Below are 11503 nucleotides of genomic sequence, written 5' to 3' on the forward strand. Positions count from 1 at the left end.
GCGATTACATTTATGTGCAAACGTTTGCATTAATTTATACAATTTAAATATAATATAATTATAGTTAAATTACAAGAAAAAATTTGTAATTTTTTGTAGAAAAAAAGATAAAGCGATATCGCCTTATCTCGTTTTATTTTATAATTTTATTGTATTGATCTACTATGTTTGGAGCTTAGTTATACGTCATATTTTTGTGCTTAGTTCATTGTAATATGGAGTATTTTAAAAGGTTTTTCAACCTTATTTTTAACCTTTTGGTCTAAAAAATACAGCTGCCAAGAACGAGAAAATAATGGCCGAAGACACGCCGGCACTTGTAATCTCAAATATTCCTGTTATAATACCTATCCATCCATCCCGCTCTAGTTCCATCAAAGCACCCTGAACGAGCGCATTACCGAAACTTACAATCGGTACAGAAGCTCCGGCCCCCGCAAATTCAATGAATTTATCATACCAGTCATTAATTCCACCAATAATAGCACCGGTCACCACTAATGTACTCATCGTATGTGCAGGCGTTAAACGGACGACATCAAATAATAATTGTCCAATAATACAAATGCCTCCGCCAATCAGAAAAGCCCATAAATACTGCATGTTTACTTCCTCCCTCTCTGAAGGGCAACTGCATGTGCAACACATGGAATGCTTTCACCCTGTTGATAAGTTAGTGGAGACAATAAAGATCCTGTTGCAACGACTAAGATTTTTTCATATTCCCCTGCTTGCAACTGTTTTAAAATATGTCCGTATGTTACAGAAGCGGAGCAACCACAACCACTACCACCGCTCTGCACTTCTTGCTTCTCAATGTCGTATATCATTAAACCGCAGTCTTTATACGTCGTTTGATCTATAGGAAAGTTTTTTTCGGCAAATAAATCTAATGCGAGACTGTGTCCTATTTTTGCTAAGTCTCCTGTCACAATCAGATCGTATTCTCCAGGAGCAATATTTAAGTCTCGACAATGTGCTTCAATCGTATCCACAGCGGAAGGTGCCATGGCCGCACCCATTTGAAATGGATCTTTCACACCAAGATCGATGACTTTTCCAATCGTTGCAGATGTGATTAAAGGCCCTCGTCCTTTCGCCTGTACAATGGATGCGCCTGCACCCGTTACGGTATATTGTGCAGAAGGAGGTTTTTGTGAACCATATTCTGTAGGATATCGGAATTGTTTTTCTGCACTAGCGTTATGACTGCACGTACCTGCGAGAACAGCAGTAGCTTTACTACTATCTACCATCATCGCTGCCAGTGCTAAGCTTTCCATCGCTGTAGAGCATGCACCAAACACACCTAGGAACGGTATGCCAAGTTGACGTGCGGAAAAGCTACTGCTGACGATTTGATCCATCAAATCTCCACCAATATAAAACTGAATGTCTTCGCTTTTCATTCCTGATTTTTTTATTGCGATTTTTGCAGCTTCAAGCATTAATTTTCTTTCTGCTTTCTCCCAGCTATCTTGGTGCAGCAAAAGATCATCATATATTTTATCAAAATCTTCTGCTAAAGGACCCTTCCCTTCGACAGGGCCTACTACAGCTGCAGAGGAAGTAATGACTGGATGACTAGGAAATAGAATAGTCTGTCCCTTAAACATTAAGAACCTCCCCCTATTCCTAATAAACCTAGTACCCAATGAATAATAGCAATAAAGAAAGCCGCCACGGTGCCGAATACGATAACGGAACCGGCAAGTTTGAACATATGCCCACCAACACCAAGCACTAAACCTTGACTACGATATTCCAATGCAGATGAGGAAAGGGCATTTGCAAATCCAGTAACCGGAACAGCGGAACCCGCTCCAGCCCACTGTCCAAATTTATCATAAACACCGATGCTCGTAAAAAATACAGAAATGATGATTAAAACAGCAACAGTAGGGTTACCAGCAGCTTGTTTATCAAAGTCAAACCAATGTATAAATGCTTCTTGAATGGCTTGTCCGATAAGACAAATCGTTCCACCTGCTAAAAAAGCACGCACACAATTACGTAGTACAGGTCTGCCGGGATCTCGTTTTTTTCTTATTTTCTTATAATGTTGTTCATCCATCTGCTTGTCTGCCACTTTAACCATACCTCCAGTACTTCTATGATGTTATATAAGTTGAATTAACTTGTTAAACCTACTTATTATCGCTATCTATAAGATGGAGAAATTTCAACATGATAACCTTTACGCCTGGCAACGGAGGTATAAACTTGGTTCTTATTATTTCTTCATCTTATATAAAATCATTTGTAATACTACCTAACGTCTTCATATAAATCTAATGTCAGTGCGCCAGTATAATCCAATTGAGCTAAAAACACATCATCCACCGTAAGTTTTTGTTTTTTTAGTTCGTGGAACAACCAATGTTTGTCTCGCCCTGTCATGGATAAAGGTTCCTGAATGACTTTGCCGTCCATAATGACCGTTTGTGGCATGCCTGCATGTTGCTTCATTAATTGCAAATCTTTTCGTATAACAGGCTGAAATTCTTCCTTTAGCATAACGGTTAAACTTCCTGTCGGTTCTAATATGGCAAAGTCCACATCAGAAACTCGGAAGATGTTGCGTTCTCTTAACTGAAATAACAATTCTTCCAAGTTGTATCTCGCTTTCCTTAATCGCTCTTCTTTTATTTTGCCATCTTCGATTAAAACAATTCCTTTTCCTTCAATAAAATCACGAATGATTTTTGATTTTAAAGAGAGAAATCCCATCAGAAAAAGCAATATTGCCCATACGATTAAGGCGATTAAACCATGAGACCAGTGGGTGTCCAAATCTAACGAAATGTAAGCAGCAATGCCACCGATGGAAATGCCAATAATATACTCGAAGTAGTTAAGCTGTGAAATTTGACGATTTCCAATTAGTCTTGTAAAAACAAACAACGCAATAATGGACGTGAAAGAACGAAAAATAACGACTGCCCATTCCGACATATGTATCCCTCCAGTAAGGGCCTAGTGCATTTATTTCTGTGTGTTATTATGCCTCTATCCTGTAGCATTTATTTATTACTTTTATGATTGATTTAGCATCGTAGTTGATGAATATAAAATGGAAAAATAATGAGATACAACTTACATAGTAATGAGTGAAGGTTGGTGAGGGTATCTTAAAGGAGGTATGAGTGTGCTTGGTGCTATATTAATGCTTGACAGGTTTAATTTTTGTGACTTTACCTTTGCTATTGAAAAAAATTTTACTTGTCATCAATTTTCCATTTGGGGACATCTGGATAAATGCTCTTCTTTTATTTTTGTTTTTAACAGAAAATCTAAATGTTCTTATTCTTATTTCATTACGTCGTGGTTTATTGATGACAGTATATTGTACATATTCACTAGGGGAAGTCACTAATACCCTTCCATTCCTTCTAAACCTAACATTAGCATTTGAAATGATGAAGGGTGTTCTCATGCAGCGGCCAAATGGAAAGGTCTCTAGCACACATGTGCACATACGACAGGTGAAAAACAGTGAACACGGCTGGCCAACAGGACAGTTGCATCTATTTGCAAATTCCCTTAATCTAAACGTTCTTGTCTGAACGTTAACGCTGTTTGATACGACAGACATAACATCACCTTCCTCTCTTTATTACAACGATATGCAACCGTTGTTTTGTTTGCTTGTGCTTATGACCACACTATAGACAAGACAAGTGATAGAGGGTAAAATAGCACCATTTAAATAAAGAAGGGTGGTGTAATTGGATATGGTTCATATGGTTTATCAAAAAATGCAATTCATCTGGACTCATGTCATGAAATGCATCACTTGTTGCTTCAGTTGTTTTGCAGACTGTAGTGGAGAAGATGCTTTAGATATAGCAGAAATAACGGCAACGCCATCCGCTCCTGCCTCCATCACATTGGGTACGCGATCTATATTTACTCCACCGATCCCTACGATCGGCAATGTAATCCCCTCTGCTCTCATCTTGGCAATCATGGATGGACCATAAACAGTGGAAATATCAAGCTTCGTTGTTGTAGGGTACATAGGGCCTACACCGATGTAGTCAGCTCCATTTAACATGGCATCTTGCGCTTCTCTAACGTTATGAGCGGAGACACCTACGATTTTTCCTTTCATTTTTTCTCTTACCGTTTGTATCTGTTCGTCTTCTTGACCGATATGAACACCGTCTGCATGCAAACGTATGGCCATTTCCACGTCGTCATTTACAATGAAAGGAATGTTAGCGTTTTTACAACAAGACTGTAACAGAGAAGCCAGCTTGTACTTCTCAGCCTCGTTGCTATGCACAGCTTGACTTTTTTCTCTAAATTGAAACATCGTAACACCACCTGCAATGGCTTGCTGCAACGTTTGCAAAGGGGAGAGCAAACAGTTTTCGCTCCCCATCACAAAGTACAAGGACAAGTGGTGCTTCATCTGTCGCAAGGACATTTTATGCTGGATAGAATTCATGTGCTCACTTCCCACTTTGGTTCATTCCTGTTGTTATAAGCCCAATGGTTAGTCGGCCCGTGTCCTGTACCGATGTGCAGTGGAGACGACAATGCTGCATCAATGAATGCTTTTGCTTTTTGTACTGCATCGTATATGGATTCGCCTCTCGCTATCCATGCGGCTATGGCAGCAGATAATGTACAGCCTGTGCCATGACTTTGCGTGGTGTTTACTCTTTTGGAAGTGTAGCTATAAAACTCACTGCCATCATACAATACATCGGTAGATTCATCACTTCCACTGTTTGCATGGCCTCCCTTAATGAGTACATGCTTGGCACCTAATTGAGCAATGTGCTGCGCCGCCTTTTTTACATCTTCCATATGATGAATCGAGATTCCAGACAGTTTTTCTGCTTCTGGCAAATTAGGTGTAACGATGAAAGCACAAGGTATGAGCAGCTGTTTCAAAGCTTCAACCGCACTTTCCTTTAGGAGCGGAGCGCCTCCTTTGGCCATCATGACAGGATCCATCACGAGATGTTGCCATTGCTGAGACTGTGCAAGGTGCGCAACCACTTCGATCATGGATGCATCATACAGCATGCCTGTTTTGACAGCATCAAAACCAATATCTTCACTTACGGATGTGATTTGTTGAACCACCATGTCAGTAGAGACAGGGAAAACTTGTTGTACACCTGTTGTGTTTTGTGCTGTAACGGCTGTAATTGCCGTCATACTATACACATGCAACGCTTGCATCGTTTTCATGTCCGCTTGAATACCAGCGCCGCCCCCACTATCGGAGCCGGCTATGGTTAATACTTTGCTCACCTTTTTTTGTTTACTTTCCTTGCAGGCTTGTTCACTTTTGTAATCTTGCTTCATGTGCTTATTCCTTCAAAAGGACTGCTGGCGTTAGCGTAGCGTTTTTTAGGAATTCGACCCGCTTCATATCCTAATCTACCTGCTTCAATCGCTAGCTTCATGGCTTCTGCCATTTTGACTGGATCTTTTGCACCAGCAACAGCAGTATTCAACAGCACACCATCTGCACCAAGTTCCATAGCATAAGCACAATCCGAAGGGGAACCAATACCAGCGTCTACAATGACAGGCACATCACTTTGCTCGATAATAAAGCTTAAATTAAGTGGATTGATAATACCTTGTCCAGAACCAATAGGTGATGCGCCAGGCATAATCGCATGTACACCTAACGCTTGTAAACGTTTTGCGAGTAACACGTCATCGGAAGTGTACGTAAGCACATGAAACCCTTCTTCTAGCAGAATTTCTGATGCCTTTAATGTTTCAATAGGATCAGGTAATAATGTTTTCATATCTCCGATCACTTCCACCTTAATCATGTCACATAGGCCGGATGCTTTGGCCAGTTTAGCTATGCGAACGGCTTCCTCTGCTGTTTGTGCCCCTGCTGTATTCGGAAGCAAGGTGTACTTCGATACATCCAATTGTTCCAAAAAATTAGGTTGATTCGGCTCGTATATATTCATACGTCGAACCGCAAATGTTAAAATTTCTGTCTCCGATACATCCACTGCTTGTTTTTGTATTGTAAAATCTTCAAACTTCCCCGTTCCTAACATTAATCGAGATTGAAAAGTGTATGAGCCAATGTTTAGCATATTATCCTCCCCCTACAAAATGCACGATTTCGATTTTATCTCCCATGGTAAGCTGCGTATGAGCGTGGGCTTCTTTTCCTAATATTTCTTCGTTTCTTTCTACGATCATTACTTTATGTTGTAATTGCAAATGTAATAGTAATTGTTCCACAGTTTGTACATCTGTTGGTACACCGTATGTTTCTCCATTTATGATGATGTTCAACACGTATCACCTCGATTATATGTAGCTTTTGTTAGCGACTAACACAGAATGGAGCTAATGAAAATGAACTTACTTTTCGATGTTCTACCCACTCTGCTGCGAGCTGCCCTGTAATAGCACTTAATAAAATTCCTTTTCGATAATGTCCGGCAGCAATAAATAAACCTGCGCAGTCAGGGTGTTCACCGATGTATGGTTGCCCATCTACGGTGCGCGGTCTCAGTCCAGCCCATGTTTTTTCCCATTTTGCATCCTTGATAGCCGGAATCATGTACATCGCTCGCTCTAACAAGGACGTAATAGAAGAAGAAGATACACGTAAGTCATAACTATCTTCTATCATCGTTGCACCGATTATATGGCGTCCTCCTCTTTTCGGAACGACATAACAACCTTGGGTAAAAATAGTGCTGCTTACAAGCGGAGTATCAGAATAAACGGATAAACACTCTCCTTTTACAGGGGATAACCCTGCTTCCAAGCCAGAGGAAGACAGTACATGTTGCGCCCATACCCCAGAAGCTACAATGACGTGATCGCTGTATACCCTTTCCCCGCCAACTTGCACCCCAATTGCAGTGTTATTCTCCATTAAAATCTGCTCAACTTCTGCAAATTCTCTCACTTCTGAACCTAGTGCTCTCACACTTAATGCAAAGGCTTTGGTTAAATCTGGAGCGGAGATGTGACTCTCACTTGGAATGTACATCGCTCCTTGAATAGCAGACGATAGCTGAGGTTCTTTCTCCCTTGCTTCATGACCAGACAACCATGCCACTTCTTCCCCAGCTTGAATGTATGCTTCAATAATATGCTTATACTTTTTCTCATCTTCATCGTTTAACGCGACTTTCAACGTACCATTACGATGAACGTATTGAACGTCAATTCCACTTATTTGTTGCAACTCTTCTGCAAGGCCAGGGAACAATTTACTACTTTCCATTGCCAACTGTAAAAGAGGACTTACTTCCGACAATTCCGCTAACGGTGTTAACATACCGGCTGCGGCACTCGAAGCTTGGCAAGCAATGCGGTCGCGCTCTAATACAATGACTTTCTTCCCTTTTTTCGCTAAATAAAAAGCGATAGAACATCCAATGACTCCTCCACCAATGACAATAGCATCAACCTGTTCCTTCATTATCCTTCTCCCCTATCTTTATATAGTGGTCAAAACATTGAGCGACTTGAAGTGGTGACTCCGCAGAAAAAATGGGTGACATGACGGCAATACCATCAACGCCTTCTTTAATCACTTTACGCATGTTTTTTATTTGTATGCCACCTATAGCAACGACTGGGATAGATAGTGTGTCCGTCAATGTGCGTAGTACAGATAACCCTCTTGGAGGTAGATTTTTTTTAGAGTTAGACTGAAAAATGTGACCAAACATCACATAGTCCGCTCCATCATGTTCTGCCGCTACCGCTTGCTGTATAGAGTGGACAGAACAGCCTACCTGCATTTGCGGAAAATGTTTTTTTACGATAGAAACATCTAGGCTGTGATGGGCTAAGTGAACCCCTTTTGCACCAGCTGCATGTGCGATGTCCACGCGGTCATTGACGATAATTTTATTCATTGGTACTTTGCATTGATGAAGACGTTCTATAATCTGCCATAGCTCCTTCGCACTTTTTTGATTTTCGCGAAGGTGAATAAATGAAGTGTAAGGATAGATCTCACGAATGATTTCTGAGATTTGCTGTACACTTTTTTGGCCGTCTGTTACAACATGAAGTTTTTTGTACACCAAAAACACTCCCTACATAAATGGATAGGGAGTGATAAAATGCACGTCAAAATAAACATAAATAGACGTAACGAGATCACTTCCCTACGCTGGTATGATCCAGATCAGGTTCAAAGGGACTGGAGTCTATCCATCTCAGCCTTTACGGCGCCCCTAGTGATAATAACGATATGTTATTGTCATCATTGATTGTTGTTCTTGTGCTTCAATGTTTATAACTTATCACGATTTTATGTTTGTGGCAACTAGAAATTTGCTAAATTTTTGCTTTTTCTATTTCTTCTTGCAATTTGTAAGCAGAACTGCGGAACAACTCTTCTTCTTGTTCTGTCATTGGCACTTGCACGACCTCACGCACACCTGAAGCGTCCACAATAGAAGGAACACCAATATATACATCAGATATGCCGTGGTAATCTTTTACCAATGTGGATACCGTAAGGATGGAAGATTCGTTTCTTAAAATAGCCGTGACAATACGATCTAAGGCAAGTGCAATGGCATAGTATGTCGCGCCTTTAGCATCAATAATTTTATACGCTGCTCTTCTTGTTTCCTCTACAATTTCTTCTTTCTGCTCATCTGTTAAGGACAATGTTACGCCAGCATAGTTAGCTAAACTCCAAATCGGTGTTTCGGAATCTCCATGCTCCCCAACAATATGAGCGTGGACACTACGCGGGTCAACGTTAATTTTTTCACTAATTAAATAACGAAGCCTTGCACTATCGAGCAATGTACCTGAACCGATGACGCGATTGACAGGGAATCCGGACTTTTTCCATGAATAATAAGATAAAATATCCACTGGGTTTGTAGCAACCAGTATGATTCCGGTTTTGTTGTACTTGGTGATGCTAGAGATGATACCATCGAAGATCTCTACATTTTTCTTCAGCAAATCAATTCTTGTTTCACCCGGTTTTTGTGCTGCCCCTGCGGCAATAATGATAATATCTGCATCAACGCAGTCACTATAGTCTCCAGCATACACATTCGTTTGTCCTACAAATGGCAAACCGTGATTCATATCCAGCGCATCGCCATACGCCTTATCTTTATTGTAATCAATAAGCACGAGCTCTGTCATTCGTTGACGCAACAATAAGGTATACGCTGTCGTGGAACCAACAGAACCTACACCTACGACGACTATTTTTTTCTTTTTTATTTGTATTGTCACATTAAACTCTCCTTTATAAGTAATCCGAAACCCCTTATTTCTCCTATCTTATGTTTATATCACTCATTTCTTATCATAATACTTTCCTTAAAAGAAAGAAAGATGACAGTGTATTTGTACCACATCTGTCATATCTGTCACCTTAAAATCAAACTTTTATGTGCAACTTGCTCCCATCATTTTAACAGTTATGATAGAATGGTGAACCATAAGGCATTATATCTCTTGTCCTCATGCAGCTTCATTTTTATTACATGATTAATAATGGAGGTAACTTATGTTAAAATCACCTGTAGAACAAGTTAGACTATCTGGATTTATAGAAGGCATGTCCTTTATTATATTGTTATTCATCGCGATGCCTCTTAAATACATTTGGGACATTCCAGAAGCGGTGTCGGTTGTTGGATCGATGCACGGTGTTTTGTTCGTCATCTACATGCTCGCGATTGCGCTTGCCTTTTTCACATCCAAGCTATCATTTCGTTGGTCATTTGGTGCTGTGCTTGTTGCTTTCATTCCATTTGGCTATTTCATATATGATGCTAAATTGAAACAAAGTCGTTATTGGAACAAAAAATAAACTGCTGTACGGCAACATCACAAAACATGGATGAATTTACATGTCATCTAGATCACGACTTCTGCGAAAGAATGTCGTATAACTATGAAACAGTCTTAACCATTTAAAATGAAACTGATTAGGAAACGAGGGATAAAATGAGATTCAAATCTATTTTAGCATTTACAGTATTACTTGTTTTTACAACTATTTTTTCTGCACAAGGAGCAACTTTTTCTGATATTGAAAATCATTGGGCCGAAGATAGTCTAGAATGGGCGGCAGATAATGAAATCATTAATGGGTATGGTGACGGTTCTTACAGACCTGATCAAGATGCGACAGAAGCAGAATTTTTAGTGTTATTTTTACGTACGTTTGGTGCAAAATTAGATATCGCAGAAGATGCTGCACACTGGGCTGAATTTTCATATCAATTTGCAGCTGAAAATAATTATCCTTTATTGGGACAAAACAATGTCTCAAAAAGGGATAACGCTATGAAGAGAATCAACGCAGCAGAATTGATTGCTGCAGCAGATGGTCAATCTTTAAAAGGCAACGAAGCTATCCAATATTTATTAGATCAAGGCTACAGTAAAGGAAGAACATCCTCTACAGTAGAAGGCTTTGCAGGAGAAGCACACCTTACTCGCGCAGAATCTGTTCAATTCATTAAAAATGTGCTGGACAGCGGAATGGAAGAGTTACAGTCCGTTGAAGCAAGTGAATTAAGCAGTTTTGACATGCGTGGCATCGCAATCGGAGACAACCTTGACAGTGTTACTGCTCAACTTGGACAACCTGGGTTCAAAGAATCAAGTAAATACGAATTTACATGGTATATATACAACGATGATTATAATCGTTACGTGCAAATAGGTATACAAGACGATCAAGTGGTCGCTTTATATAGTAATGCAAAGCAGTGGAATTACAAAAATGATGAAATTACAGTAGATTCCAATCGAAACGATGTGCAAACGCTTTTCGGTGCACCACTAGATGGCATTAAAAAAGGAAATACGCATTTTAATTTAAACCATGATGGAACCGAATCAGGCATTTACGAAATAGACGGAAATTATGTTATTTTTTATTACGATACGTTTGACGGATACAACATCAATGCCGTTCATATTGTAGAGAAATCTGTAGAGCAAGACTTGTTCTCATTCTATGGAAGTGCAAGTGAAGCGTTAGTTAGCAGTTACGAACGACAAATTTTTGAGCAAACCAATGTGGATCGTGTAAAGCGTGGATTAGATCCTTTCATATGGGATGAACGTGCAGCAAATACAGCTCGAGCGCACAGTCAAGATATGATTGACAGAGCGTTTTTCGCTCACGTCAATCCTGATAATCAACAGGTGTGGGATCGAATGAAAGAAGACAATATTGCATATTCCATTATTGCTGAAAATATTGCTTATGGACAAACAAATGCTGCAGATGTGCAAAACGGCTGGATGAATTCAGAAGGACATCGCACGAACATTTTGTCCGCAAATACTCGCTTAGGTGTTGGTACAGCATTTAAAGATAATGTTCCTTACTTTACGCAAAACTTCTATAAACCACAAAAAGGGGAGTAACTTTACTTTCCTGTCTCAAAATAAGTGATGTCACACGAAAGTAAAATAACATAACGAAACCTATGTCCATCACGAAGGAATATCCTAAGTGTTGTACATAGGTTTTTTATTTGCA

At 39.9% G+C, this 11503-nt stretch carries 13 protein-coding genes and 1 riboswitch; of the genes, 2 read left to right on the plus strand and 11 right to left on the minus strand.

From position 1 onward, the window contains the following. Positions 1 to 249 precede the first annotated feature (249 nt). The 11 genes from spoVAE to D1Z92_RS11865 all read right to left on the minus strand — a co-directional run bounded on the left by spoVAE (position 250) and on the right by D1Z92_RS11865 (position 9231). Positions 250 to 603, minus strand: coding sequence for a stage V sporulation protein AE (gene spoVAE, locus D1Z92_RS11815; RefSeq protein ID WP_128895884.1), 354 nt, complete (start codon positions 601 to 603; stop codon positions 250 to 252). Between the two features lie 2 nt (positions 604 to 605). Continuing rightward, positions 606 to 1616 carry a stage V sporulation protein AD gene (gene spoVAD / locus D1Z92_RS11820; protein ID WP_128895885.1) on the minus strand — a complete coding sequence of 337 codons (1011 nt, stop codon included), beginning with the start codon at positions 1614 to 1616 and terminating at the stop codon, positions 606 to 608. Then, the gene (spoVAC, locus tag D1Z92_RS11825) at positions 1616 to 2098 is read right to left on the minus strand and encodes a stage V sporulation protein AC (RefSeq protein ID WP_128895886.1); all 483 of its coding nucleotides are present in this window, start codon (positions 2096 to 2098) and stop codon (positions 1616 to 1618) included. Before spoVAC ends, spoVAD begins: the two co-directional genes overlap by 1 nt. A 170-nt stretch (positions 2099 to 2268) precedes the next feature. Continuing rightward, the gene (locus tag D1Z92_RS11830; RefSeq protein WP_128895887.1) at positions 2269 to 2955 is read right to left on the minus strand and encodes a DUF421 domain-containing protein; all 687 of its coding nucleotides are present in this window, start codon (positions 2953 to 2955) and stop codon (positions 2269 to 2271) included. An 820-nt stretch (positions 2956 to 3775) separates the two neighbouring features. Next, positions 3776 to 4453 carry a thiamine phosphate synthase gene (thiE, locus tag D1Z92_RS11835; protein WP_128895888.1) on the minus strand — a complete coding sequence of 226 codons (678 nt, stop codon included), beginning with the start codon at positions 4451 to 4453 and terminating at the stop codon, positions 3776 to 3778. Further along, positions 4450 to 5325 (minus strand): bifunctional hydroxymethylpyrimidine kinase/phosphomethylpyrimidine kinase, encoded by an 876-nt coding sequence (gene thiD / locus D1Z92_RS11840; RefSeq protein WP_128895889.1) that lies wholly within the window; start codon positions 5323 to 5325, stop codon positions 4450 to 4452. Before thiD ends, thiE begins: the two co-directional genes overlap by 4 nt. Then, a complete protein-coding gene (locus D1Z92_RS11845; protein ID WP_128895890.1) occupies positions 5322 to 6086 on the minus strand; it encodes a thiazole synthase in 765 nt (254 codons plus the stop codon). The genes thiD and D1Z92_RS11845 overlap by 4 nt, the downstream gene beginning before the upstream one ends. A 1-nt stretch (position 6087) precedes the next feature. After that, entirely contained in the window at positions 6088 to 6291 is a 204-nt protein-coding gene (gene thiS, locus D1Z92_RS11850; RefSeq protein ID WP_128895891.1) for a sulfur carrier protein ThiS, read from the minus strand. Positions 6292 to 6322: 31 nt separating this feature from the next. Continuing rightward, entirely contained in the window at positions 6323 to 7435 is a 1113-nt protein-coding gene (thiO, locus tag D1Z92_RS11855) for a glycine oxidase ThiO (protein WP_128895892.1), read from the minus strand. Next, entirely contained in the window at positions 7419 to 8048 is a 630-nt protein-coding gene (locus D1Z92_RS11860; RefSeq protein ID WP_164931594.1) for a thiamine phosphate synthase, read from the minus strand. Before D1Z92_RS11860 ends, thiO begins: the two co-directional genes overlap by 17 nt. Positions 8049 to 8112: 64 nt before the next feature. Continuing rightward, a riboswitch (TPP riboswitch) is annotated at positions 8113 to 8213 on the minus strand. Positions 8214 to 8304: 91 nt separating this feature from the next. Continuing rightward, entirely contained in the window at positions 8305 to 9231 is a 927-nt protein-coding gene (locus D1Z92_RS11865) for an L-lactate dehydrogenase (RefSeq protein WP_128895894.1), read from the minus strand. A 277-nt stretch (positions 9232 to 9508) separates the two neighbouring features. On the opposite strand from D1Z92_RS11865, the gene D1Z92_RS11870 reads away from it, so the two are divergent. Both D1Z92_RS11870 and D1Z92_RS11875 read left to right on the plus strand, forming a co-directional pair. Then, a complete protein-coding gene (locus tag D1Z92_RS11870) occupies positions 9509 to 9814 on the plus strand; it encodes a DUF3817 domain-containing protein (protein ID WP_128895895.1) in 306 nt (101 codons plus the stop codon). Between the two features lie 137 nt (positions 9815 to 9951). After that, positions 9952 to 11388, plus strand: coding sequence for a CAP-associated domain-containing protein (locus tag D1Z92_RS11875; protein WP_128895896.1), 1437 nt, complete (start codon positions 9952 to 9954; stop codon positions 11386 to 11388). The last annotated feature ends 115 nt before the right edge of the window (positions 11389 to 11503 follow it).

The organism is Longirhabdus pacifica (assembly GCF_004115085.1).
GTDB lineage: Bacteria > Bacillota > Bacilli > Paenibacillales > DSM-105158 > Longirhabdus > Longirhabdus pacifica.